Annotated in this window: 26 protein-coding genes; 9 read left to right on the top strand and 17 right to left on the bottom strand. The window is 46.2% G+C overall.

What is annotated here, in order from left to right; translation table 11 throughout:
* Positions 1–92: 92 nt before the first annotated feature.
* Together B9Y67_RS14640 and B9Y67_RS14635 are read right to left on the bottom strand one after the other, a co-directional pair.
* Positions 93–1,409 carry a D-serine ammonia-lyase gene (locus B9Y67_RS14640; RefSeq protein ID WP_254901819.1) on the bottom strand — a complete coding sequence of 439 codons (1,317 nt, stop codon included), beginning with the start codon at positions 1,407–1,409 and terminating at the stop codon, positions 93–95.
* A gap of 15 nt (positions 1,410–1,424) precedes the next feature.
* A complete protein-coding gene (locus B9Y67_RS14635) occupies positions 1,425–2,585 on the bottom strand; it encodes a DEAD/DEAH box helicase (protein WP_085507748.1) in 1,161 nt (386 codons plus the stop codon).
* Positions 2,586–2,713: 128 nt separating this feature from the next.
* Between B9Y67_RS14635 and mnmH the strand changes: the two genes are divergently transcribed.
* Positions 2,714–3,778: a tRNA 2-selenouridine(34) synthase MnmH gene (gene mnmH / locus B9Y67_RS14630; protein ID WP_085507746.1), complete on the top strand. Its 1,065-nt coding sequence runs from the start codon at positions 2,714–2,716 to the stop codon at positions 3,776–3,778.
* A gap of 198 nt (positions 3,779–3,976) precedes the next feature.
* Here mnmH and B9Y67_RS14625 read toward each other — a convergent pair whose 3' ends face one another.
* Complete coding sequence (locus B9Y67_RS14625; RefSeq protein ID WP_085507744.1) at positions 3,977–4,813, bottom strand: STAS domain-containing protein; 837 nt, start codon at positions 4,811–4,813, stop codon at positions 3,977–3,979.
* A gap of 231 nt (positions 4,814–5,044) precedes the next feature.
* On the opposite strand from B9Y67_RS14625, the gene B9Y67_RS14620 reads away from it, so the two are divergent.
* A complete protein-coding gene (locus tag B9Y67_RS14620) occupies positions 5,045–5,989 on the top strand; it encodes an alpha/beta hydrolase (protein ID WP_085507741.1) in 945 nt (314 codons plus the stop codon).
* Positions 5,990–6,002: 13 nt separating this feature from the next.
* Here B9Y67_RS14620 and B9Y67_RS14615 read toward each other — a convergent pair whose 3' ends face one another.
* The 3 genes from B9Y67_RS14615 to B9Y67_RS14605 form a co-directional block, all read right to left on the bottom strand.
* Positions 6,003–6,545 carry a hemerythrin domain-containing protein gene (locus B9Y67_RS14615; RefSeq protein ID WP_254901818.1) on the bottom strand — a complete coding sequence of 181 codons (543 nt, stop codon included), beginning with the start codon at positions 6,543–6,545 and terminating at the stop codon, positions 6,003–6,005.
* A gap of 131 nt (positions 6,546–6,676) precedes the next feature.
* Positions 6,677–7,294, bottom strand: a complete 618-nt coding sequence (locus tag B9Y67_RS14610; RefSeq protein ID WP_085507739.1) for a TetR/AcrR family transcriptional regulator — start codon at positions 7,292–7,294, stop codon at positions 6,677–6,679.
* Positions 7,248–8,516: an MFS transporter gene (locus tag B9Y67_RS14605; RefSeq protein WP_085507737.1), complete on the bottom strand. Its 1,269-nt coding sequence runs from the start codon at positions 8,514–8,516 to the stop codon at positions 7,248–7,250. Before B9Y67_RS14605 ends, B9Y67_RS14610 begins: the two co-directional genes overlap by 47 nt.
* Positions 8,517–8,814: 298 nt before the next feature.
* On the opposite strand from B9Y67_RS14605, the gene B9Y67_RS14600 reads away from it, so the two are divergent.
* Genes B9Y67_RS14600 through B9Y67_RS20750 form a run of 3 tightly spaced genes read left to right on the top strand, consistent with a single transcriptional unit; the run spans position 8,815 to position 10,235 of the window.
* Positions 8,815–9,123, top strand: coding sequence for a transposase (locus B9Y67_RS14600; protein ID WP_085505303.1), 309 nt, complete (start codon positions 8,815–8,817; stop codon positions 9,121–9,123).
* On the top strand, positions 9,081–10,031 hold the full coding sequence (locus B9Y67_RS14595; protein WP_139823724.1) for an IS3 family transposase: 951 nt from the start codon (positions 9,081–9,083) through the stop codon (positions 10,029–10,031). The genes B9Y67_RS14600 and B9Y67_RS14595 overlap by 43 nt, the downstream gene beginning before the upstream one ends.
* A gap of 48 nt (positions 10,032–10,079) precedes the next feature.
* Positions 10,080–10,235 carry a hypothetical protein gene (locus tag B9Y67_RS20750; RefSeq protein ID WP_176224016.1) on the top strand — a complete coding sequence of 52 codons (156 nt, stop codon included), beginning with the start codon at positions 10,080–10,082 and terminating at the stop codon, positions 10,233–10,235.
* Positions 10,236–10,331: 96 nt separating this feature from the next.
* Here the strand turns inward: B9Y67_RS20750 and B9Y67_RS14590 are convergent, their stop codons facing one another.
* Positions 10,332–11,171 carry a deoxyribonuclease IV gene (locus B9Y67_RS14590; protein ID WP_085507734.1) on the bottom strand — a complete coding sequence of 280 codons (840 nt, stop codon included), beginning with the start codon at positions 11,169–11,171 and terminating at the stop codon, positions 10,332–10,334.
* A 66-nt stretch (positions 11,172–11,237) separates the two neighbouring features.
* The gene (locus B9Y67_RS14585) at positions 11,238–12,728 is read right to left on the bottom strand and encodes a potassium/proton antiporter (RefSeq protein ID WP_085507731.1); all 1,491 of its coding nucleotides are present in this window, start codon (positions 12,726–12,728) and stop codon (positions 11,238–11,240) included.
* Positions 12,729–12,956: 228 nt separating this feature from the next.
* Between B9Y67_RS14585 and B9Y67_RS14580 the strand changes: the two genes are divergently transcribed.
* Complete coding sequence (locus tag B9Y67_RS14580) at positions 12,957–13,607, top strand: LytTR family DNA-binding domain-containing protein (RefSeq protein WP_085507729.1); 651 nt, start codon at positions 12,957–12,959, stop codon at positions 13,605–13,607.
* A 127-nt stretch (positions 13,608–13,734) separates the two neighbouring features.
* The gene (locus tag B9Y67_RS14575) at positions 13,735–15,252 is read left to right on the top strand and encodes an acetyl-CoA hydrolase/transferase family protein (RefSeq protein ID WP_085507727.1); all 1,518 of its coding nucleotides are present in this window, start codon (positions 13,735–13,737) and stop codon (positions 15,250–15,252) included.
* Between the two features lie 279 nt (positions 15,253–15,531).
* Here the strand turns inward: B9Y67_RS14575 and B9Y67_RS14570 are convergent, their stop codons facing one another.
* On the bottom strand, positions 15,532–17,484 hold the full coding sequence (locus B9Y67_RS14570) for a phospholipase D-like domain-containing protein (protein WP_085509202.1): 1,953 nt from the start codon (positions 17,482–17,484) through the stop codon (positions 15,532–15,534).
* A gap of 329 nt (positions 17,485–17,813) precedes the next feature.
* Between B9Y67_RS14570 and B9Y67_RS14565 the strand changes: the two genes are divergently transcribed.
* Positions 17,814–17,993 (top strand): hypothetical protein, encoded by a 180-nt coding sequence (locus B9Y67_RS14565; protein WP_085507725.1) that lies wholly within the window; start codon positions 17,814–17,816, stop codon positions 17,991–17,993.
* A gap of 65 nt (positions 17,994–18,058) precedes the next feature.
* On the opposite strand, the gene B9Y67_RS14560 is transcribed toward B9Y67_RS14565, so the two are convergent.
* Both B9Y67_RS14560 and B9Y67_RS14555 read right to left on the bottom strand, forming a co-directional pair.
* Complete coding sequence (locus B9Y67_RS14560) at positions 18,059–19,129, bottom strand: branched-chain amino acid aminotransferase (RefSeq protein ID WP_085507723.1); 1,071 nt, start codon at positions 19,127–19,129, stop codon at positions 18,059–18,061.
* A gap of 197 nt (positions 19,130–19,326) precedes the next feature.
* Positions 19,327–19,614: a hypothetical protein gene (locus tag B9Y67_RS14555; RefSeq protein ID WP_085509201.1), complete on the bottom strand. Its 288-nt coding sequence runs from the start codon at positions 19,612–19,614 to the stop codon at positions 19,327–19,329.
* A gap of 79 nt (positions 19,615–19,693) precedes the next feature.
* Between B9Y67_RS14555 and B9Y67_RS14550 the strand changes: the two genes are divergently transcribed.
* Positions 19,694–20,740 (top strand): DmpA family aminopeptidase, encoded by a 1,047-nt coding sequence (locus B9Y67_RS14550; protein WP_085509200.1) that lies wholly within the window; start codon positions 19,694–19,696, stop codon positions 20,738–20,740.
* Positions 20,741–20,761: 21 nt separating this feature from the next.
* Here the strand turns inward: B9Y67_RS14550 and B9Y67_RS14545 are convergent, their stop codons facing one another.
* The 6 genes from B9Y67_RS14545 to B9Y67_RS14520 form a co-directional block, all read right to left on the bottom strand.
* On the bottom strand, positions 20,762–20,986 hold the full coding sequence (locus B9Y67_RS14545; RefSeq protein ID WP_085507721.1) for a hypothetical protein: 225 nt from the start codon (positions 20,984–20,986) through the stop codon (positions 20,762–20,764).
* Between the two features lie 55 nt (positions 20,987–21,041).
* On the bottom strand, positions 21,042–21,782 hold the full coding sequence (gene yidC, locus B9Y67_RS14540) for a membrane protein insertase YidC (RefSeq protein WP_085507719.1): 741 nt from the start codon (positions 21,780–21,782) through the stop codon (positions 21,042–21,044).
* A gap of 26 nt (positions 21,783–21,808) precedes the next feature.
* Complete coding sequence (locus B9Y67_RS14535) at positions 21,809–22,099, bottom strand: hypothetical protein (protein WP_085507717.1); 291 nt, start codon at positions 22,097–22,099, stop codon at positions 21,809–21,811.
* Between the two features lie 211 nt (positions 22,100–22,310).
* Positions 22,311–22,835, bottom strand: coding sequence for a GrpB family protein (locus B9Y67_RS14530; RefSeq protein ID WP_369668766.1), 525 nt, complete (start codon positions 22,833–22,835; stop codon positions 22,311–22,313).
* A gap of 16 nt (positions 22,836–22,851) precedes the next feature.
* Positions 22,852–23,709, bottom strand: coding sequence for a MurR/RpiR family transcriptional regulator (locus tag B9Y67_RS14525; protein WP_085507715.1), 858 nt, complete (start codon positions 23,707–23,709; stop codon positions 22,852–22,854).
* A gap of 100 nt (positions 23,710–23,809) precedes the next feature.
* Positions 23,810–25,195 carry an aspartate aminotransferase family protein gene (locus tag B9Y67_RS14520; RefSeq protein ID WP_085507713.1) on the bottom strand — a complete coding sequence of 462 codons (1,386 nt, stop codon included), beginning with the start codon at positions 25,193–25,195 and terminating at the stop codon, positions 23,810–23,812.
* Between the last annotated feature and the right edge of the window lie 277 nt (positions 25,196–25,472).

The raw sequence follows: 25,472 nt of genomic DNA, 5'->3' as shown, positions 1-25,472 counted from the left end.
ATTTTTTTACGTATTTTTCCATTTTCTGGAGGACCCGGGGTGTTTCGTCCACTACCCCGGAGCCCTCCAAAAACTGGGAAAAGCCACTCTCGCTAAAGGGTGGCTTTTCCTTTGTTGATCATAGCTTCTCGATCTTTTTCGGGTACCAGATTTCCGCCTGTCGACCAGACAAGATGGGTCGCCTGATCAAGATTTTCGAACAGCCGTTTGCCGGTCACCTGGGCTGGTCCATACATACCGGCGAGGGCGGATGGTTCCAGGAACAGTTTTTCGCTGGAGTAAAGGTGGTACAGCATTTTAAACAGCTCCCGGTCCTCCACCGTATAAATACCGGCAATCAGCTGTTGTAAAATGGGAGCGACGAACCCGGATGGACGACCGACAGCAAGACCATCTGCTTCTGTAATATTATCAATGCCAAAATCCTGAACGGAAATCTTGTGGTGAAGACCGGTCAGCAGACCCAGTAACATCGATGGCGCATGGGTAGGCTCGGCGAACAGACAGTGAACATGCTCCCCGTAAACCTCCTTCAAGCCGTACGCGACACCGCCCGGTCCTCCGCCGACCCCGCATGGAAGATAGACGATCAGCGGATGGGCGGCATCGATCGTCACGCCTTCCTCTTTCAGTTGACGCGCGACTTCTTTGGCAGCGACTGTATAGCCGAGGAAAAGGTTCTTGGAATCTTCATCATCAACGAAATAACAGTTCTCATCGTTACGGCACATCTCCCTGCCCTTTTCCACCGCCACACTAAAATCGGCAGGGTGCTCGACGACCATCACACCATAACTTCGAAGTAAATCTTTTTTCCATTGTTTCGCGTCCTGTGACATATGAACCGTGACCTGGAACCCGATTTTTGCGCTGATGATCCCGATGCTGAGACCAAGATTCCCGGTCGATCCTACCGCGATGGAATAGTTGGAGTAAAAGCTTTTGAACGGCTCTCCATACAGCTTGCTATAGTCATCGGACTTTGCGAGCATACCATGGTCGATCGCCAGCTGTTCGGCATACTGGAGGATTTCGTAAAATCCTCCGCGGGCTTTGATCGAACCTGCTATCGGCAGTTCATGGTCGCATTTCAGCCACAAATCACCTGTAATAGTAACACCCTCAGCAGCCTCGAGTTTCTTTTTCATTCCCGCTATCTCCCGGAGGGGGGAAACAATTCCTTCCGAAGGCAGGTCTACCTCCGGAAATGCTTTTTTCAAAAAAGGTAAAAAGCGCTCGAACAAGGCAGCCGCTTCATCCAGCTCTTCCCTCGACACCACATCCCCAAGAGCGTGTGGCCGATAATCCGGATTTTCCCAGAAAACTTCTTCTGTTGCCACGATCTCTTTCAGCAGCGGATACTCCGCCTGCCATTCAGCCATCGTTTTTCCAGCGATTTCCTCTGTCATATACGACTCTCCTTATTACTTTCGGGCATCTATTAATTCACCGTGATACATCTGCTTTTCTGTAATATCGATGTTGAGTTCTTTACTGATTTTGACGATCTTTTTGATATCGTCTCCGGTTACGAGTGAAATAACGTTGCCATCTACTGGGGATCCAACTCGTCCTGTTCGGCCGGCACGATGGACATACTGGCTCGTTTCATCAGGAAGATCGTAATTGATGACGTACTTCAGCGACGGAATGTCAAGGCCGCGAGCCGCCACATCGGTCGCCAATAGTAGCGCTAACTTCTCTTCCCGGAAAGCTTTCAGTGTCTTTACCCGGTCTTCTTTTTTCGAATCGCCGTGGATGACACCAATCGACAGCCCTTTAAAACGTAATTTTTCAGCCAGCACATTCAGGTTACCGATATCTCTCACAAAAACGAGCCCCCTAAACGCTTCAATTACGGTCAGACGCTTCAGCGTGTCTACCTTTTTCCGGGCATCGGTAATAAGGTACCCATGGTCGACGTCCGGCTTTTCGGATTCTGTCCCGACCCGGACAATCTCCGGATCCTTCATCAGGCGCTGCGCTTCCAGCTCACTCACCTTTGGCAATGTTGCCGAAAATAGCAGCAGCTGACGGTCTGCCAGCGTACTTTTAATAATATCTTCGAGCGTCCCTTTATGCTCGGGAGCCAGCAGCTGATCGCCTTCATCAAGCACGAGCGTCTTTACTTCATGCATTTTCAGTTTCTTCTTTTTAATCAGCTCGTGGACGCGGCCTGGTGTTCCGATAATGATACGCGGATGCTTTTTCAGCTTGTCCAACTGTCGCTTAATGTTGGCGCCCCCAATAAGCGTGGCACTCGAAATACCGCTTCCGGCACTCCATACTTGCATTTCTTCATGGATTTGCATGACGAGCTCACGCGAAGAGGCCAGAATGACAGCCTGGGTATCTTTCTTCTCGGGATCGATTTTCTGCAGGACGGGGAAAAGATACGCAAGCGTCTTCCCGCTTCCTGTCGGTGCCTCAGCGAGCACGTCTTTCCCCTCTAAAATCGGCGGAATCGCCTGTTTTTGAATTTCGGTCGGTTTCTGGAATTTGGAGTTCTCCCATGCCTGCTGCAGGAATGGGGCTAGTGTGTCTAATAGAGGCCAGGTGCTGGCCGAATTCTCATGATTTGCCATAGGTTGATATCCTTTCTTGAACAGATACTTTCTTCCTATATTCTAACCTAAGTTGACGCGAAAGGAAAAATGTAAGCCGGGCATGTTATACTGACCATACACACTCAGGTATAAAGCAGGTGAAATCGATGAAGAAAGTGACGATAGCGGAAGCTTTGGAGATGAACTGTCCCGTCCTTGATGTCCGGACTCCGAAAGAGTATGCAGAATTCCATATCCCCGGTGCCATCAACATGCCGATTTTTTCTAATGAAGAGCGTGTCACGATTGGAACTACATACAAGCAGGTTGGGAAAGAAGCAGCGAAAGACCTCGGTATTTCACTCGTGTCACCGAAGCTCCCGGATTTTTACCAGCAGGCAAAAAATATTTCTGGCAAAAAGCCACTGATCATTTATTGCTGGCGTGGTGGCATGCGGAGCCGGACACTGGCAACAATTTTTGAACTGATGGGATTGAAATGCTATCAGCTGGAAGGCGGCATCCGTTCGTTCCGCAAAAAGGTCGTGGCAGACCTGGAAGCGACAGCGCGTCTGAATCGGACTTTCATTGTATTGGAAGGATTGACGGGTACGAAGAAAACGGAAATACTGGAGCGCCTGTCTAATAAGCGGTACCCGGTCATTGACCTGGAAGGGCTTGCTGCCCATCGCGGTTCTGTGTTTGGTCGTGTCGATTTGCCGGACCGCAGTCAAAAGGATTTTGATGTCCGTTTGTGGCAGCGAATCCAGGAAATTGGGGAAACCGACTACTATATCATTGAATCAGAAAGCAAACGCCTCGGTAACATTGAGGTTCCCGCATTTATTATAGAAGGAAAACAGACCGGCCCGCGTATTCAGGTGCATACGTCCATCCCTGTCCGGGTCGATACGATTCTATCCACGTACCAGCCGGACAAGCACCATGAAGCGATTGAGGCAGCCTGGGAAGTGATTGAAAAAAGAACCCCGCCAGAGGCTCAACGTATCATAACTGAGGCACTGAAGGCGCGTGATTACCGAACCGTCATTGAACAGCTGCTCCTACATTATTATGATCCGAAATATAAACATGCAGAGAAAAACAATGACGGCTCCATCCGTCACGTCTTTTTTGAAACCCTGGAGGAGGCTGAACAACTTGTAACGGCGCATGTCGACGAGCTGGCCCAAACCATATCGGGGGATAAGCCAGCTGTGCATAATAAGTGAGTTTTCGCAGCGTATAAGAGACAAGTGTAATCATTACCAGACACTGGATAGGTATCAGTGACAATTCTGCAAATAAGAGAGCCGATTTTGGAATTATATTAGACAAAATCAAAAATAAAAGAGAATTTTTCATGGAGTATGAGACAAATGCTCCATATAAGAGAAAAATAGACACGCCAGCACCTGGCATGTCTATTTTTATTTGAGTCCGAATCCGATATAGTCCAATGCACGATGAAGGCTGGAAAAAGACAGGGTGTCTTCAAAGTCTACCCCAAGCTGCACCATCGTCTGGGCAATTTCCGGCCGTACGCCGCTCATTTTGACTTCAACGCCGATCAGTTTTAACCCACGGATGACCTTGAAAATCTGGTGAGCCACCATCGTATCGATGACGGGCACACCGGATACGTCAATGATGAAATAATCGTAATCATTTTTTGAGCTTTCCGATAACGCATGGTCCATCAACAGCTGGGCCCGTTGGGTGTCAACCGCACCGACTAAGGGCAGGACAGCGACGCTTTCTGTAATCTCGATAATTGGAACCGATAGTTCATTGATTTCAGACTGAGTTGCGTTCATTTTCTGGTTGTATTTTTTCATATAGGAAACACTGATGATTTCGACAACTTGATCGACAACCAGGTCAAAGGAAGACACCAAGTCATAGAAGTCACGCAGAGATAACGATACTTCTTCTCCCGTGTCCCGAATGATTTCCCCGATCATATTCCGATAATAGCGTATTTCTTCGAGCGCTAAATCCAGCGGCATTTGAATGTTGACCAGAAAATCCGATACTTTATTTCCCCATTCAGCCACCTTCTTTTCCGTCTCTTCCATGTCCAGTACAATGGTTTCTGCATATAACTCAATGAGATCTCCCCGCCATTGCACCAGGTTATCAGCGTTATTCGCTATGTTGTCCTTATAGTCTTCTTTGTGTAAGCGGAGATTCTCCCGCAATTGGCTCTTCTGACTTTTAACTTTTTCACTGATAAATTCTCTCACTTCTTTATGTCTCTCTATCACGATCTCGACCCTTTCCTATATGGTAGATGGCACAATTAGTGTTACTATAACATAGCAAAGTTCGATTAACTAGCGGTATAGAATTTGTCAGGAACAACCATGGAAGTAACCTGGTAAATAAGTCCAAATATTGTTAATTATCTAAAAGAGTCCGGACTGATGGTAACTTATGTTTCTAAAAAACGTACGTGGTGATACTAGTAAAAAACGTAGGAGCAAGGGGAAATAGTAATGAAAAATATCACAGCTGTACTGGAGCGTTTATCACGCTGGAATAACACGTTTGATTTCAGCCAACCAGTAGAAATAAACCAGGATGTAGCTGCCTATTTAAATTATTATGGATTGAATACAACAGGAGTCTCCTTTCATTTTGGAAAGGTGGAAACGAATGGTACGAAGAAGCTCGTCCAGATGTTCGCACCAAAACACTCGAAAGGAACGGTCTTCTTGCTGCATGGCTATTTGGATCACGTCGGCCATCTCAAGCATATTATCAGATTTTTAAATGAATTAAATTACACTGTAATCAGCTATGACCTGGAAGGTCATGGGCTTTCTGACGGGGAAACAGCCTCCGTGGAACGATTTTCGGATTATGTCCAATCTCTCGAACAGCTGCTTTCCCAGGCAAAAAAAGAAAGGAGCGGTCCCTTCTATGTGATCGGTCATAGCACCGGGGGAGCAATCGCGATCGATTATGTGCTGAATAACCATGACCACATCTTTGACAAAGTGATACTGGCCGCTCCGCTCGTCCATTCCGAGCATTGGTACGGGACAGTAATTGGCTATTATTTAGCAAAAATCGTTCCCTTCCTACAGGAAGTAAAACGGAATTTCCGGGTTAATTCTTCTGACGAGCATTATTTGAAATTACGGAAAATCGACCCCCTGCAGAGCCGGGCTATTCCGCTGGACTGGGTCGGTGCCATGCTCAATTGGAACAGGAAGCTGAAAAGTTACCCTGTGACGCACACGCCGACGTTCGTCCTTCAGGGCAATCAAGACAGGACTGTAGCATGGCGTTATAATATGAAGTTTTTGCAAAAGAAGTTTCGTCGGTTGACCCTGGTCCAGATCGATCACGCCCAACATGCGCTTTTTAATGAATCAGAAGAAGTCAGGTCACTGGTTTTCTCCTTTATTCGTAAGTTTTTACAGCAGGAAAAATGACACGGCCGGTGAGCTAGCCGTGTCTTTTTATTGTGGAAACTTGGTAGGCCTCCGCCAGTTTTTCCTTATCTTCATCTGTAAGCACATTTTCCGCCATCGGGAACAGTACGTTTTCTTCTTTATTGAAATGAGAAAATAGTGTGGTGCACCCTTCGAGGACGTGGAGGTTCAAACGCGCAGGATCCTCGATTTCGGATACATTTTCTGTCCCATTCAGAAAAGACTCAAAGCTCTCTTTTGCCAGATCATGCTCATATTCCATGACGACAAGCGGACCGGTACTGGTACCAATATACTTGCCCATCATCGGGAATAAAACGCCTTCTTCTTTCTCAGAATGGGGAATGAGCTGTTCCATAAAAGATACGACCGCTTCCCGGAGAGCAAGCAAGTGGGTGATCTGCTCTGCTGTGGTTACTTTTGTTTGTGTTGCTGCCAGCTGTAATTTTTTCATCATTTCTTCAAGCTTTGGATGCTCATCCTTCAAGTGCTGTAAGGCTGCACAAAGTTGTGTGGATCTGCTGTCTATATTCATTCCAGCACATTCATGACTCATCATCAGCCACTCCTTTTCTATCAAATGTACCTCTATCCTAGCGGAATTTCCCTCTAATGTATGTGAGGGTAATCACACGCTTCTCCTCTTTCGCAAAAAAACGCCCCGGAGTTATCCCCGGGACGCTGATTTCATTCTACGTTCAATGTCATTTTTAAATATTCCAGAAGCATTGTCGATTGGTCTTTCAATTGGACATCTTCTTCCGGCAGGATGGCATGGTCCAGTGCCAGCCCATCAATGAAAGAAATAATCGTCCGTGCCAGTACCTTACTATCATATTGACTGCTGAATTCTCCACTTTTCTGTCCGGCTTCGATGACATCCGCATACACTTTCAGACCTTTGCGGTAACGCTGCTGACCGTATTTACGGCGACGTTCATCGTTCCTTCCTGTGATGAAAAACTCGAGATTACTCGGCGCCAAAGGATCCATCTCATCATTAGGCTGCTTATCTTCTCCAAACACCCGAAGCAGCAATAAATCCCAATATGATGCTGTTTTTTCATCAAGGGAACGCTTCGTTTTGTCTGACACTTCTGACAGATTTTCTTTTAGGATGGTTTCATACAAATCCTCTTTATTGGAAAAGTATTGATACAATCCTCCTCTGCTGACACCAGCCTCTTCCATGACATGCTTCATGGTAGCCGCTTCATAGCCATATTGGATGAATACTCTTTTAGCGGCTTCCAGGATATCAGCTCGTCGTTGCTGCAGGTGTTCCTTGCTCACTTTCGGAGACATCTTCGCTCCCCCGTTCTATTTTACCTTTGTTAATATAACCTATCATTGCTGCCAGGACTAATAAAGAGCCGGTGATAATAAAAGTTGGAATGACCCCGAGTACTGTTGCCAGCCATCCTCCAAGCAACGGGCCGATAATCGTTGCGGTGGTCGTGACACTATTGATCACCCCAAATACCCTGCCTGTCATATGAACCGGCGTTTCGACCTGAACCGTAGCCTGGAATGGAACAAACACCAGGCTTGCTGCAAAACCGGCAATCAATCCCAGGAACGGCGCCCATACCAGGGATAAGGTTAGATTGAAGTACGTGAATACTGCCATCATACCAAAGCTGATCCCGATCCCGCAAACACCGGTGAGCATCAGTGGAACGGCATTGTAATCGGTCTTTTTCGCTAACAGCATACCTGCAAGAAACATTCCAATTCCAGATGAAGTAACAATGTAACCAAACAAATCAGGAGAGGCGGCTGTGAGTTCTCTTAAGAGCACGATGATTTGAGAGTCAGACAGCTGCAGGATCAATAGGCTGGTTCCTAAGAAAAATAACCCTGCCAGCATAAAGCGATTCGATTGGATGAAAGTCATCCCTGCCTTAAACTCTTCCCGGAATGACGGTTTATCTTCCGCTTCTTCTTTTTCAGCAATCAGCTTGATTGTTTTTGGCAAAAAGAGAACGAGAAATGCCGATACGAGGAAGGTCCCCGAGTCGATGAAAAATACTACCTTCGCTCCGAATGCTGCTACTAACAAACCGCTCAATAATGGGCCGATCACTTTGGTCATTGAATCTATCATGGAAGTGATTGACATCGCACCCTTCATACTATCCTGAGCTACCAGTTCTTTCAGCTTACCGTTTTTGGCCGGAATGAATACAGCAGAAAAAACACCGATGGTAAATAGCGTCGCATAAACGATCCAAATCGTATCAGCCACTGCCAGCACAAGAATCAATCCGGCGCGTATGAGATCAGAAGTCATCATCAACGCTTTCCGGTTGAACCTGTCAGCCACCGTTCCCGCCAGGGGCCCCAACAATGCCATCGGGATTGCGAGACACAGAATAATGACTGAGACTTCCATCGGTGAGGCGTTCCATTTCAGCCCTACCATCGTAATAACCGCCACAATACTTAACCAGTCTCCAATACTTGAAACCGCCTGTGCTGCCATCAGTGTCCAATACCCTTTGTTTCTCAGCAACCCATTCTCCATTTACATCCCAGCCCCTCCAAAACGACATCAGTGTCGTTTATTTGTAATTTTATTATAACGACACCGGTGTCGTTTTGCAACTGTTTTTTTAAAATTAGTTATTCACCTGTTATTTGTGCAATTTTGAAATGGGGTGTCTCTCTTCATGTGGGGGGTGTCTCTCTTCTTGGGCCAACAATCTCTCTTTTTTTCAAATTTGTCTCTCTTTTTCGAGAATTTTGGAACTAGTATAGAAAGTGGACACAGGTAGTGAGCCATGTTTTAATCGACCTAAAGCTTAAATTAAGGACGTGTTCACTTGACTAAAAAAATGAAGAGTTACAGTTCGGAATTTAAAGAGTATGTAGCTAAAATGATTGTCCTAGACGGACATAAAATGACTGATATTTGCAACAAGCTCAATTTACCTTACGGTACCGTTAAGCGGTGGGTAGGGAGCTATCGTGACAAGCAGAAGAACGCAGAAAAAGAGGAACAAAACCAGCTATTAACGGCCTCTGAGTACAAAGAGATGTATGAAAAAGAACGGCAAGAGAAGCTTGAAGCTCAGGAGGAAGCCGAAATATTAAAAAAGGCAATGCACATCTTCACGCAAGAAAAAGAGTAAAGTTCGAGTTCATTTATGAACATCGTACAGAACACACCGTATCGAAGATGTGCGAAGTTCTTGGTGTGTCTACATCCGGCTATTATGCTTACCTCCACAGGTTAGAGCGGCCAGAAACAGAGCGGGAAGCATTCAATCGTTATTTAGATGAGCGAATTCTATTTCACTATCACGATAATCATGGGTGTTACGGCAGCCCTCGTATTCATAAAAAAATCCGGGATGAGGATGGACTATCGGTTTCCTTGAAGAAAGTGACTAACCGTATGAGAGAGTTAGAACTGTATGCAGTGCCACCAAAGAAATTTGTAGCGACTACCGATTCGAAACATGCCAATCAAACTTTTCCTAACCATTTGAAACGAGAGTTTCAACCAGAAGCTCCGAACAAGGTCTGGGCTACAGATATTACCTATATTCATACTGGTGAAGGATTCTTGTATCTAAATCCTGTCATGGACCTGTATTCTCGCCGTATTATCAGTTTTCGTATTGACGACCATATGAAACAATCGCTATCTCTACATGCCTTAGAAGAAGCTATCTCCCTTCGGGAGCCAGAAGCAGGATGGATCCATCATTCAGATCAAGGATCCCAATACTGTTCCAGGGCTTATGTAGAAACCCTTGAAGAAGCCCAAGCTACAATAAGCATGAGTCGGAAAGGCACACCCTATGATAACGCCTGTGTCGAAAGTTTCTTTGCCTCATTAAAAAAGGAGTACTTGTATAAATACGTATTCCCTACAAAAGCTGAAGCTATTTTAGCTGTTCAATTTTATATTAAATTTTATAACCAGAAGCGTATGCATTCCTTCTTGGATGATAAGAGCCCTATTGAAAAAGAAAAGGCCTATTATTCGGGCCAAAGTCAGAAGCTCGCTTCAGAACAAACTCCCTCTGCATAAAGGGTAGGATCGGTTTTGGTATCCTTCCCTTTATGCGGAGGCATCCAAGTGTTTCGGAAGAAAACACGCGGAAGAAAAAGTGGCCCGCTGAGTGATCTATTTTTGTCCACTTTATTGACAGAATTCCAAATTGGCGCCCTTACGCCTGAACCTTTCTCTCATCAGATGGGTATTGTCTCTTATATGCTTGATTTTTCTCATTAAAAAAACTTGGCTTATTGCCAAGTCCTTATGGTGAAACCCTTAATGTTTCTTATAAAAAGAAGCGTGAGGCTTCAGCCTCACGCTTTTCTTCTTCTATTAACCTGATCCCCATTTTTTCTGCAGCTGACAGATTTCTTTTTCATGCGTCGGGGTATCTTTAGGAGTCTCCAAAATAAACGGGATGTCAGCAAGCTGTGGGGTGGCGATCAATTGTCCAAACTGCTCTTCCGTTATGTAGCCGCTCCCGAATATATTGGCATGGCGGTCTTTCCCGGAACCGGTGTCATATTTTGAATTGTTGAAATGGATGGCTTCCAGGTGATCAAAATAACCGAGCTTGTTCCCTTTCTCCAACACCGCTTCCCAGTTGTCACCATCCCATAATCCGCTCGCGAAAGCATGACAGGTATCCAGGCAAAAACCGACTTTCTCAGGCGCCTCGCATAACTCGCGCACTCGGCTCAACTCTTCCAACGTCGTCCCCATCGAGCCTGGCTTTCCCGCGTTGTTTTCCAGGAGAATTTTACAGCTTCCCTCCCACTCGGAAAGTACTTCATTGAGAACGCCGATCATCAGTTGGTAGCTGACAAGGGGATCGCCATCATCTACCTGCTTGCCAAAATGGACCACCACGCCGATCGAACCACAGGCGTCGGTGATTTCAAGATCATTCAGCAAAGACGCCACCACCTCATCCCGCTTCCGGTCATCTGCGGGAGTCAGGTTGGTAGGGTAAGGCGTGTGCGCAATGGACAGAAGGCCATGCTGCTCACTAAACTCCTTGCAAAGCCTGGCATCATCTCGGCTCCATTCTTTGACCGACAGGCTGCGCGGGTTCTTGGGGAAATATTGAAAAGCAGCCGCATTCATGGCGGCTGCCTGTTTTGCTGCTCCTAAATAACCTTCCCGGATGGAAACATGGCTGCCGAATTTCATGAGAAATCCCCTTTCGCAGAAACACAATTTGTTTTAGTGTTCCCAAACGAGTGGAATGTTTACATTTTATTCGGAGGCTCTCCGTTCTACTCGTTGTTCCAGCACTTTTTTCAATTGGTCTTTATATTTTGCTTCCACGAGGATATACAGGAAATCACCCGCTTTGATTTCGGTCTCTCCGTATGGTGTGATGACCTGGTTGTTCCGGATGATCGCACTAATATTTGCCCGGTTCGGGAACTCGACGTCTCGCAGTTTTTGCCCAACGACCACCGACTCGGGACTTACCTGATATTGAATCATTTCTGCTGATGCTTTACCCATGGAAATCAACTCAATCGAATGGTGCGGTACATCTTTTTTTGGTCCGACAAGATGCAGCTTTTTCGCCATATAGGAAATGGTCGAACCCTGGACGAGGGCTGAAGTCAATACGATAAAAAAGACGATATTGAACATGACCTGGCTGTTTTCTATCCCATTGACAATCGGGAAAGTGGCCAGCACGATTGGAACAGCCCCGCGAAGTCCCGCCCAGGATATGAACAGTTTTTCTTTTACCGAATAACCCATTTTTATAAGAGACAAAAACACAGCGACAGGCCTTGCCACCAAAATCAGTAAGGCCGATAGCAATAAGCCGTTAAGCATAATCGCCGAGGTGAATACCTGCCCCGGGAAAACGAGCAGCCCAAGAATGATAAACATGAGGATCTGCGCCATCCAGGCAAACCCCTCATTAAATTGAAAAATCGAATAACGATAGGTGAGCTCGCTGTTACCGACAACAAGAGCGGCCACATATACTGCCAAGAACCCGCTCCCTCCAAGGAATGCCGTCACACTGTAGGTTACCAGGGCAAAAGCCACGGAAAAAATCGGATACAGGGCGCTCGAATCAAGTTTGATCCGGTTGATGGAAAAGGAAGCCAGCTTTCCCAGGACGATTCCAAACAGCAGCCCCATCCCCATTTGTACGAAAAACATCGGAACCATCATCCAAATCGACCGATCCTGGGCTGTTAGCAGTTCGATCAATGACAACGTAAGGAAAACGGCCATCGGATCGTTGGTTCCCGACTCTGCTTCCAGTGTCGCTCCCATTTTCGCTTTGATATTCCGTTCTTTTAATGCAGCAAAGACAGCCGCGGCATCTGTAGAACCGACAATAGCGCCAAGCAGCATGCCTTCGAGGATGGTCAGATTGAAAATCAAGTACGCAGAAAATCCAATGATAAGTGAAGTTAACAGCACACCGAGAGTCGCAAGCGATAGAGATGGTAGCGCCACAGAGCGAACCGTCTTCCACTTGGTATGGAGACCACCTTCAAACAAAATGATGACCAGAGCGAATACCCCGATAATCTGCGCGGTGCTGGCATCATCAAAATAGATGATGCCTAGCCCGTCACTGCCAAAAAGCATTCCGACAAGGATAAATAAAATCAAGGATGGAATGCCCCAGCGGCTTGAAAATTTAGCTACGAGTACACCACTAAATAAAAGTAATGCGGTAAGAAGTAAAAAAGTATCCGTGCCAAATGCGTCAAAAAACATATAAGGTAAGATTCTCCTTTAATGAATATAGGATGAGAGGTGAATGGAGGATTATGTAAAGTGTTTCACAATAAAATAATACCGGAAAACAAGCTTCAAATCAAAGTATTTGCACCATATTCTTTAATGGACAACCTCGTTTTCACTATTTTCAGATTGTTAACGTTTTCTATTTTTCGACAACCTCTTTATAATGAATAGAAGCATGTAATGAAGGAGTGTTGAAAGATGGATTACTTTTCCATTTCTTCGATGGTGGAATCATTCAAAGAATTATTTCCGAAAGAAGCCTCTATTGCTGTATCTGACGCGCAGCAATTCATCTATTATAAACCGAGTAAACATATAGACCTGAAGATCAAGCCCGGCGATAAAATCAATGAAAACACCGTGACATTCAAAGCGTTGAGCGTCCGGAAAAAGACATCCGATTACATCAACGGCAAGGTTTTTGGCACGCCTTACTTCGGTACCTCGGTGCCGATTATCGATTCCGGCAATCCGAAGGGCTGTGTCACCGCGATCTTACCTTCGAAGCAATTGAAATTTTTGTCCAAGTTTCTGACCCTCCATATGGAAGATCGCTGGATGCCGGTTCCTTATGAGGAAATCATGTTTTTAGAAGCACATAACCGGAAGACGTGGGTCCAATCGGAACGTGGCACAGGCACCCATAAATTTACATTAAGTGAAGTGGAATTCCATTTGCCGGAAGATATTTTTCTGCGCTGCCACCGTTCGTACATCATCAATGTTAATTATATTGCGGAGATACAGCCGGATTCCCATTCTACTTTTCTATTAATTATGAAAGATGGTACCAAGATACCGGTGAGCCAGACATATGCAAGCCAATTCCGCAGGATTCTTTCGTTCTGATTTTTTCTGAGTTATGTCGTGAATTTTCTATTTCAGTACGAATTTAAGCCTTTTCATACCAAAACCCAAGAGATGAACGCGTTAAGACGTTAGAATTATAAGAAAATTACATCTTGGAGGTTTTGGTATGACACAAACGTATGAACAACGATTACGAGATAAACGACTGGAAGATCGAATCGTTTCTGAGGAAACAGCTGCTTCCTGGATAAAGGACGGGATGACACTTGGCTTGAGCGGCTTCACCCGTGCCGGTGATGCCAAGGCGGTCCCTTCCGCTCTCGTTGAAAAAGCGAAGGAAGAGCATTTGAAAGTGAACGTATATACCGGGGCTTCCCTCGGATCCGATATTGACCGCCTGATGGCTGAAGCTGGAATTGTACACAAACGCCTGCCGTTCCAGGCTGATAAAACGATGCGCAACGAAATCAACCAGGGCGACATGCTGTTTGTCGACCAGCACCTGTCCCATACCGCGGAAGCGATACGCCAGGACGTGCTGAATCCGATAGATTACGCTATTGTGGAAGCGGTATCAATTACAGAGGATGGGATGATTGTGCCGTCCACTTCTGTCGGCAACTCTTCTATTTTTGCGGAGAAAGCGAAAAATGTGATTGTTGAATTGAATCTGGCGCAGTCCGATTCCTTTGAAGGCTTGCATGACATCTATGAATTAGGGGCACAGGGTAAGCGTCAGCCTATCCCGTTGACAGAAGTCGATGATCGTATTGGCACCATCGGTATCCGGGTCGATATCGAAAAAATTAAAGGTATCGTCATCACCAATCAGCCGGACTCCCCGTCGACCATCGTACCGCCAGATGAAGAGACAGCAACGATGGCGAATCATTTAATTGACTTTTTACGAAAAGAAGTAGAAATCGGACGGCTCCCTGAAAATCTGGCACCGTTGCAATCCGGCATCGGCTCCGTAGCGAATGCGGTGTTCCATGGCTTGCTCGATTCTGAGTTCACAGATCTGGAAGTCTATTCCGAGGTATTACAGGATGCGGTGTTCGACTTACTGGATGCCGGAAAAATAAAGTTCGCCTCCGGCTGCTCGATTACGCTTTCAGAAAACAAGCTCGAAGAAGTCTATGGGAACATCGACCGCTACCGTGACCGGCTTCTGTTACGTCCGCAGGAGATCTCCAATCACCCGGAACTCATCCGCCGGTTAGGTCTGATTTCGATCAACACTCCGCTTGAAATCGATATTTACGGCAACGTCAACTCCACGCATGTACTAGGCACGAAGATGATGAATGGCGTCGGCGGCTCCGGTGACTTTACGCGAAATTCCCGTCTGGCTATTTTTGTCACGAAGTCGATTGCCAAAAATGGCGATATCTCGAGCGTCGTCCCTTTCGTTTCTCATGTCGATCACACGGAACATGATGTCGACGTCCTTGTGACGGAACAGGGGTATGCGGACCTGCGCGGCCTGGCACCGAAAGAACGCGTGCCAGAGATTATCGAAAATTGCGCGCACCCGACGTACCGCGACCAGCTCTATGCCTATTATGAAGAGGCGTGGGAAAAAGGCGGCCAGACTCCCCATGTGCTGGAAAAAGCCTTCGAATGGCATACCCGCTTCAAAGAAACCGGCACCATGAAAGCAGCCGCCCTCCAGCACTCTTAAACTACAAGCAACACCCCGGGTCCTCCAGATATTGGATGTCCCGGGGTGACTTTGTTTGATGCTTGTATGGTGTCTAGTATACGCATTGTTTGTCTAGTAAATTTTTCATTCTGTCTAGTAAATTTCCAAAAGTGGCTAGTATCCTTTCCAGGATGTCTAATAAACTTCCTGAATTGTCTAGTATCCCGCCAGCGTGGTCTAGTATAAGAAAAATTTGTCCAGCAAAGCAGCACCCCAGGTCCGCCAGTTTCTGGATGTCCCGGGGTGCTGCTTTTGGTTTTACTGCATGGTGCCGCCTGCCTGTTCGTAGCGGGCGTGGAATTCTTGTAGGAATTGATTGGTTATTGCTTCATCATGAATGAACAGCATGTTTTCGTCATTGATATTATTACCATTGTTGCTCCAGTTGGTCGACCCGACAATAACCGTCGGATCACTCTCCGTATCTGCATCGATCAGCATCGTTTTGCTATGAAGCTTGCGGGACTCAGCATCTTTATACACCGGTGCCGGGTTGGCCCAGCGGGTGTTCGGGTTGTTGTCGCTTTCCTGGGAAGCAGTTCTTCCTGTCATGTCTACACTGGCAGACCACCACTGATTCCAGAAACTGGTGTCAAACACCCCTTTTATATCAAAACCGGTCAAAGAACCTTCCCTATCGTTATAGGACCCTTCCCATTTATACTTTAATTCATCCACCAGCTCCTGATCACACCAGGCAAAAATGGAGAAATACGTATTCAGGTCCGCGTCATTTTTTACAAATTCCGTCATCCGGCCAACGGCATCATCGCCGGCGGAAAAGTAGATTTCCACAGGTACCCCGTTGATATTCACTTGATGTTTGGTATTATCTACCTTTCTGGTACTGAAATTCGAGGTGGCTTTATCCGGCTCCATTCCATTACTTCCCCACATTTCATTGAACTCAGTTTTATAGATTCCGGCAAGCTCCGGCCAGTTGATTTCCACAACATGCTGCTGATTACCATCCAGAATGCCTGCTTGCCTATTTTCCTCGGAACCATATAAGCCGGTCACGGTGAAGTTCCAACTGCCGGTAAATACCCATCGGTCATCGACTACGGCAAATTTATTATGCATCTGATTCCCTGGTGAATAATAGGCATTTTCGTCTTTTTCTTCCGCTTCAACAAACAGTCTCCCGGTTTCTGTGCTGTTGCCGATTTCAACCGTCACTTCCGCAATGTCATTGGCCTCAGCCGGTAATCCATATTCCGAGCGGGCGGTACTGTCTTCCACTGCCATCATCGGTGAATCCGAGAAAACGTGGATATCATCAGCCGTGCCAATTACTCCATCATCACCCCGGACCATTTTTTCTACATACAACCTCATCGTCTTATAACGCTCGGTATAATGCGGGTCAGAGGCATCCTTAGCATCGGCGATTACACGCACATCGACTCCTTCAGCAGCCTTAGCAACCAATGTATCGACGATTCCCGGAAGGTTGATTTCATAAGTAGCAAAATCGATACTTTCCGTAGCACTGTTCAACCGTTCAATCAAACGGTCTTCTAGATTGACGTTGTCATTGGCTTCATTTCCAGCGAGGGCATTGGTATGATCGACGCATTTGTTGAAGTAAACGTTAATAGCTCCTTCTGATTCAGAAACATTAGATAAATTCTCCTGACTATCCTCACAGCCGCTGACGTTTTCACTGCCATTGGCACCTTTCGGGGTTCCAAAACCAACCGAATACTCAGCTGTGGCATCTGCCCAACTCGCTGGATCGGTACCCTCTCCTTCCGCATGAAGTCGTTCCATCGATGCCTTGGCATCGTTATCTCCTGCGTGCCACGCATCTACTTCATCGACTAAATCACCGGCAGCATCACGAAGTTCAAGTGCTTCTCCGGAATTGGACAGGCTTCCGGCATAAATCAGATCTGCTTCCGTATCAGGAACAGTCGAATCATCCGTTCGCTCCATTATGTAAAAGCTGTTTGCAGGAATTGTCCCTGATAATTCGATTGCGGGTGTACCATCCTGGGCTTCCAGCGTCCAGCCCGTTACGTCGATAGCTTCGCCCGTTTGGTTGTGTAACTCCATCCACTCATCATTATAGCTAGTCGTCGTTCCCATCCAGGCAATTTCATTGATAACAACCTCGCCTGTCCCTGCAGCATACGCGGATTTCTCTTCTTCCACCATCGGGCTGAAAAAGGATAAAACCATGGCAATTACTACTGTAAAAGGCAACATTCTGTTCACTTGCAGCACTCCTTTTCAAATTTATTTCTTGCAAGTTACAATTCTACCTATTCAGTGTAAAATACGTTCCTGTTTGAATGTTAGGAAAATGTAAAAATCCAACGATGGTATAGCATTACTAGTGCTTTTTTACAAAAAACAAATCCTCTCTGCCTACGAGGATAGTTGGATGAAGAGAGGATTGTACTGTCAGATTTAAAGAGACTTTCTTAAATAGTGGGGAAGATTATCTTACAGAAATGATGAAGCCTTGCTGGAACTGCTTTAACCTTAGAAGTAAGCAAAGGCCATAGGACAACAAACAGGAGGTGTGAGGACACATGAGTGGTTCTGATATCATGCGAAGGAATGAGCTCAGAGAAGGTGTGGAAAAAGTGAAGAAATATTACATCGACAGCCTGCAGGAGGCGGGGATATTTTATGAACATGATTCTGATCCGGCTTCCCTTCCTTTAAGTGAACTGGAAAATATGTTCCGCATGCTTGGTTCGCTTAAATAGCTAAAGACTGGAATTGGAACTAAAAAATCCTCCAGCCTGAAAAGGGCTAGGAGGATTTTCTTCGGTTATTTGACTTCGACGGTCCACCCTTGGGTATCTTCAAGCTTCCCTGTCTGAATACCTGTAATTGTATCATACAATCTCTGGGATAGTTCCCCGATTTCATGGTTGTTGATTACCATTTCTTTTCCGAGCCAGTTCAACTCGCCGACTGGTGAAATGACGGCAGCTGTTCCTGTCCCAAACGCCTCTTCCAGTTTTCCTTCTTCGTGGTATTGGTAAAGTTCTTCAATAGAGATTCGGCGTTCGGTAACCGTTATGCCCCATTTTTCCAGCAGTTCGATGACGGACATCCGGGTGATTCCCTGCAAGATGCTTCCACTCAATGCCGGGGTTACAACCTCGCCATCAATCTTGAAAAAGATATTCATACTGCCGACTTCCTCAATATAACGCTTCTCGACGCCATCAAGCCATAGCACGTCCGCTTTTCCTTCTTTATACGCCTGCTTCTGGGCCTGGTAGGCAGCGGAATAGTTCCCGGCTGTTTTCGCCATTCCCGTACCGCCTTTGACCGCGCGGGTGAACTTGTCTTCGACGCGGATTTTTACCGGGGTCAGGCCGCCGGAAAAGTAAGATCCGACAGGAGACAGGATAATCATCAGCTTATACGTTTTCGAAGGTGCAACCGATAGATTCGGCTCGGTGCCGATGATGAACGGACGGATATATAAAGAAGTACCCGGGGTGTCCGGTACCCAGTCTTTTTCCAGACTGATCAACTCTTCCAAATACTTCATCACTTTTTCCTCATCAATCGCCGGGATACTCAAGCGGTCGCTGGATCGGTTCAGACGCTCCAGGTTCTTTTCCGGACGGAATAAAAGAACGCGGTCACCGGAACGGTAGGCTTTCAATCCTTCGAAAACCGTCTGGCCATAATGGAAAATCATTGCCGCCGGGTCCAGTGTCAACGGCTCATAAGGTACGATGCGCGGTTCATACCAGCCTTTTTCTTCATGGTAATCCATCACAAACATGTGGTCGGTAAAGGTTCGGCCGAATGGAATCTGATCGGTGTTCGGTTTCGGCTGCTTATGCTTGCTCTCTACGATTACAAGTTCTTCTGTTTTCATCTTCATGACTCCTTATTAGATAAGATTCTTCAGTTAGTTGGATAAATAAGTTTGGCTATTCGCCCCTTACTCCTGACGAAAGCCCTGGATAAAAAAGTACCTCCAGCTGAAGTGGAGGTTTTAGATTATTATCCATTGTACGCCTAATTGCTGACAATTTAAAGCTTTACTCGGATAAAAGATGAAAAAATTCTGAATCAAGCGAAAACAGATGCAACATAACGAGCAAACCTTATTCCCAGTGGAATGGATAACCACATAAGGATCATCGACACTACAAAAAGATAAATCGAATTTTTCCACAAATATATGGCTCCTAACAGAACACCGACTCCCCATATTACCGCAATGAGGAAAAACTCCGGAGCCACGAAGGTCTTGTCGGTATAATTTTCCCCGATCGCTCCCCCAGCGAAAAAGGTAGAAATCATAAACACAACTATCCCACTGATTACGGCATTGATAATAGTGGCTGTTTTTTTCATAACCATCACTCCTCTCCTTTCATGGTACAATGAAACTCACATTTCAACTTCGAAAGCTTGGTGATAGATTTTGAAACGGATGACAGATTATGGTGTAAAAATCGGAAAAATGAAACAAGGGAAACGTAATAGTATTACCGATGTCGAAGGGGTGACAGTCGGGCACGTCACGTTAAGTGATGGAGACATCCAAACCGGCGTAACCGCCATCCTTCCCCATCAGGGAAATATTTTTAAAGAAAAATTGATTGCGTCCAGCCACGTAATTAACGGGTTCGGAAAAACAATAGGAACCATCCAGGTAAATGAGCTCGGAACGCTCGAGACACCGATCGTACTGACCAATACCGCAAGTGTCGGAATGGCGGCCGATGCATTAATTGCAGCTACGATGGAACAGAACCCGGAAATCGGACGGACGACCGGTACGGTAAACCCCGTCATCGGTGAATGCAACGATATGTTTTTGAATGATGTCAGAGCCCAGGCTGTTCAGAAAGAACATGTGTTAGAGGCGCTCACTACTACCGCTTCGGAATTTCAAGAAGGAGCCGTCGGTGCCGGCCGGGGCATGCTTTGTTATTCGCTCAAAGGCGGAATCGGTTCAGCGTCGCGACAAATGGAGTTACATCATGGAGTATATACGATGGGGGTGCTCGTGTTATCGAACTTCGGCATGTTAAGTGATCTGAGGGTGAATGGAAAACCTCTCGGCCAGGAGTTGAAGCAGGCACTTCTTGATTCCTGGGAGGAAAAGGACAAAGGTTCGGTGATGGTAATCGTCGCAACCGACTTGCCGGTATCCGAGCGGCAGCTGAACCGGATTCTTAAACGGTCAGTTACCGGGCTCTCCCGGACAGGAGCGACGATTGGTCATGGCAGTGGTGATATCGTCCTCGGCTTTTCAACTGCTGTAAAAATCCCGCACGACAAGCCAGCTCAGCCGCTAACCATCCCGACGATTCATGAAGAAGACATCGATACAGCCTTTCGGGCGATTGGGGAAGCGACAGAAGAAGCGGTTTTAAACTCACTGGTGACCGCTGAGCATGTTGTCGGTCGTGATGGGAATGAACGTCCAGCCTTCAAGGATTTACTTGCCAAATTTGGGATTGAGTTGACATAATTATTTTACGGAAACTTCGCACTAGTGAAAACCACCATCCTGGTGGTGATTGCCGCCCTGGTTATGATGGGTGATCGTGTTGGTGAAATGGGCACTTTTTTCATACGCTTTATCCCTGGAGGTTCGCTTATGTTTATTCAATTTATCGCCATAAAATTTATTGCTGTTGAGTCCAAGCTTATCTTTAATGAAAACCAGAGCGAGCGGCGCAAACAATAATATCAGTAATCCCAATAGAATCCACATATTACCTGCCTCCTATTATAATTGAAAGCACGCTACGGGTGTAACGTGCTTTCTTTTAATTGATTAGTTTATGCATCAGCCAGGACTGGCCGGTTAGGAATAATCCGCCTATCGCCCAGTACAAAGGAATTGCTGCTGGCATGGTGAAGGAAATGACCAGGATCATAAGCGGGGATATTAGCCCCATCCAGCGAACCATCGGATTATTATTTGCCGGATCAACCGGCATTAACTTTTGCTGCACTTTGAACTGTAAAAAGTAAATGGCACCGGCCATAATCGCAAGAGGAATATCCACGCTTCCCAGACTGAACCATAGGAACGAATGAACCGCAATCTCCTGTGAGCTTTGGATCGCATAATAAAATCCCATCAGAATTGGCATTTGTATCAACAGTGGCAAGCAACCGGCTGACAGCGGGTTTACACCGTGCTTCCTATAAAGAGCCATCATTTCCTGCTGTAATTCCATCTGCTTCTCCCGGTTATCTTCTTCCTTTATCCTGGCCTGAATTTTTTCCAATTCCGGCTGCATGCCGGTCATTTTTTCCTTCATCTCCCGCTGATTTTTATACTGCTTCATCATAAATGGCAAAAGTACCAGTCTGATTAACAGGGTGATTAAGATGATCGCCACCCCATAACTTCCAGCAAAAATCGAGGCGGTAGTTTCAATCAAAAAAGTGAATGGGTCGACAAACACATGAGTTAAGAAACCATTCCCTGCCTGGCCGTTACCGGCACAACCACTCAATAATACGAGCACGATACTTCCTATGAAAAATAAACGTTTCACTTTCTTCCTCCTCACAAATTTAAAATCTATCGAGTGTGAGGAGGGCAATGGTCATCGTTATCGTCATCTGGAGCGTCTTTTCGCTTCATAAACCTTGTTATGAAAAAGACTTGCGTCTGCTTCGGTAATACTGCTGCGGCTAACTGCCCTTTGCTAAAGGTCCGCTCTACTGCCGTTTCTGAATGTAAAAGCTCGCTCGTAAAGGCCGGACTTTCCAAAAACTGAACAGCTAACAACATGGAAGACGGGACCAGCACCGCTAAAAATAACAGATAGATATGTAAGTTTAATGGCAAATCAAATAATAACTCGAACATGCTGTTCCCTCCTTCCCATTTGGTCGATACTACTATGTACGAGACCGTTTTAAAAAAGTTTCAACTTTTTTGTCTGGGGGTTCTTCCCTAACTCGGAAGACTTCTCCCCTAACGATGGAATGTTCTGACTTAACAAGCTAAGGTTCTGCCCTAACTCTGTAAACTTCTGACTTAACGCCGCAATCTTTTGCCCTAACGAGATTCCCCACGTCTATGGACGCAAATTGTTATACCAGGTGACTGCTTTTTGTTCCAGCTCTGTGATAAAATGATGCTTTCCTTCGATATAAGCATCCATATCGTGCGGATGTTTTCGGGCGAGGTCCTGTTTCAACGTGCCATAGGCTTTTGCCACATCGGGATGCTCCCGTAAATAGTCACGAAACGCCAAGTGACGGATGGCGTCCGGACTCCCTTCCTCGAAAACATGGACGTGATGGGTGCGAGCGTCCCCACCTTTTCTGAAAAAACGGCGGCCTGGAATACCATACTCCCCTTTCGCTTCATATCCAAGCGTTTCCATTGCTTCCTTACATGGATCAACTGCTGCAATTTCTTTTACTACCGGCATGATATCGATGATCGGTTTTGCCGGAAGCCCAGGGACCGACGTGCTGCCGATGTGATGGATAGCCACAAGGTTATCGCCTAATACCGCTTCTATCTGGTCCGCTTCTTCCCTATAACGGTCCATCCACCGGGCATCAAATGCTACTACCTCTACTTTTCTCAACAATCAGCTACCTCCCTCACTAATTCTTTCGTTTTTCAAACACATCAAAATGATCCCAGATTCCTTCTAATACATCGAGACGTTCGTGGATATCGGTCTGCTTCTCTTTTCCGACAAATGTAATCAGGGCATTAATCAGGCTTAGCGGAGCAACGAATGAATCGATGAAACTTGGCATCTGGCTTGATGCCGCCAATGGAATATCCGCATGGGGCACGAGTGGCGATAACAGATTGTCGGTAATCGCAATCGTCTGCGCATTCTTTTCCTTGGCGTAGGTAAACATCTGAATCGTACTCTTAGTATAACGCGAAAAGCTGATACCGAGAACGACATCCTCCTCTCCCAGGTCATACAATTTTTCCGAAGAATCCTCGACCGATCGGATCAATTCCGTGTTTTGCAAGATGATGCCGAGATAATAATTCAGAAATACACCAAGTGAGGCAGCACTGCGGTTGGCGATGATATAAATTTTTCTTGCCTTCAACAAAGATCCGACCGCCTGGTGGAACGCCTGTTCATCCAGTTTTTCCACCGTCGCCTGGATGTTTGAGATATCATCCTGAAACACTTCATAGACACCGGATGATTCCTGGTCATACACTTCTTTTGAAATTTTCAACCGCTCGGTCGTCGTCAACTGCTGCTGGACGGAGCTTTGCATATATTGCTGCATCTCCGCATACCCGCTGTACCCGAGTGCTGTTGCAAACCGGACCACTGTGGCATCACCGACGCCTGCCATTTTCGCCAATTTACCTACGGTTAAAAATGGAGCAGTCGTCTGGTTCTCTACTATGTAGGTCGCAATCCTGACGTGGGATTTGCTCATGTCCCCGATGTTAGCTGCGATACGCTGGTATACATTCTCCATCCTCACAACCTCCTATTCTGCTTTAAGGTTAACCGCTTCTTCTACTTTACACAAGGTTAATAAGGCGGACCAATTGCAAGTCTGGTTCGCCCCGGTTCCCTTATTTATTTAAGACGCGACGGATCGCCTCGTCGTGAGCGGAGACGGTTTGTTCAATATCTTCATCGCTGTGCACCGTCGACATCGAATATCGGTTCATCGGTTTCGTATAAATGCCGAGCTTCAATAATTCATAATCGATTTCTTTTCGGAGATTGGCATCATGATGCTCCATATCACGGTAGTTAAGAATTTTTCTATCCGTCAAAATGATATTAAAAATACTCCCCGCACCAACGGTCTGCATCGTCAGCCCGTGTTGATGGTAAACGGCCTCCAGTTTCTTGCGCAGCAGGTTTGTTTTTGCAAACAAATCATCCACTGCCCCTGGCTGCTCCAGTACGTCAATCGTCGCAAGTCCGGCAGCAAGCACGGTCGGATGTCCGTTGTACGTGCCACTATGAAAAACGGACTGCTTCTTATTCGTATTATCAGCACCGGCTGTGAGGATGTCACGGCTGTCATCAACAGCGGTTGTCATCATAAACTCCCGCTTTCCGCCGATGGCCCCCACAGGAAAACCACCGCCTAATACTTTTCCAAGCGCCGTTAAATCTGGTTTAATTCCGAACATTTCCTGAGCACCTCCAAGTCCGACCCGGAAACCCGTCTTCACTTCATCAAAAATTAATACAATGCCAAGCTCTTCGGTAATTTTACGGATGCCTTGTATGAAATCTTGTTCGGCCGGGATGAACCCGCCCTGGACCGGCTCCAGAATTAGACCGGAAATTTCACCAGCATGTTTCCGTAAAATCCGTTCCGCGTTTTCTAAATCATTGAATGGAAGCATGATGGTATTCTCTACATAATACTCAGGAATTCCACTGGATTCCGGGACCGCTTGCGGAGCTTCTTCTCCACCCGCCTGCTTGAGGTCAGGGTTCACACTAAGAAGCACCTGATCATAGCCGCCATGATAATGACCTTCAAATTTGGCCAGTTTCGTTTTCCCGGTATAAGCCATTGCTGTACGGATCGCTAGCAGTGTCGCTTCCAGCCCGGAGTTCGTGTAACGCACCATATCGATGCTCGGGTACAAGTCGATCAGTTTTTCTGCCATGGTGATTTCCAGCTTATGGGGCGTTCCAAAAATTGTCGTGCCGTCTGTCTCCATTTGGTTCATGACGGCCTGCTGCACATGCTCGTGGCCATGACCATGAATCAAGGCTCCATAAGACAGCAGGTAATCGATATACTCATTGCAATCCACATCGTAGATTTTGCTCCCTTTCGCTTTTTCCATCACCAATGGATGGGGCGCAATATGCTTGATATGGGCAGTGACACCGCCGGGAATCACTTTCCCCGCTTTTTCGAAAAGCTCCGCCGACTTCTTCGTGTGATCAGATATTAGCCCTTTACTGTCCGTAGTAATTGTCAACATCTCCCTTTCCGGAATATACATTTCATTATTTAGTATATTATGAAATAAATCATTCAAAGTCAACGGAAATGCGATTACATTTTTATTACAGAAAAAAACTCTGGCTGCGGGTCAGCCAGAGGTGGTGTCGTTGTCTCCTATACGCTTGTCAGTTCTCTCTTTTTTCAAAATTTGTCTCTCTTATTGAAAAATTTGTCTCTTTTAATTTCGAATTTGTCACTCTTACCAACGGTAGCAGCTCTCATCCCTGTTACTTTGTCTCTCATACAGTAAGATT

The sequence above is a fragment of the Thalassobacillus devorans genome (assembly GCF_900176565.1).
Classification (GTDB): Bacteria; Bacillota; Bacilli; order Bacillales; family Halobacillaceae; genus Thalassobacillus; species Thalassobacillus devorans_A.
This window is presented reverse-complemented; position numbering and strand designations above follow the sequence as displayed.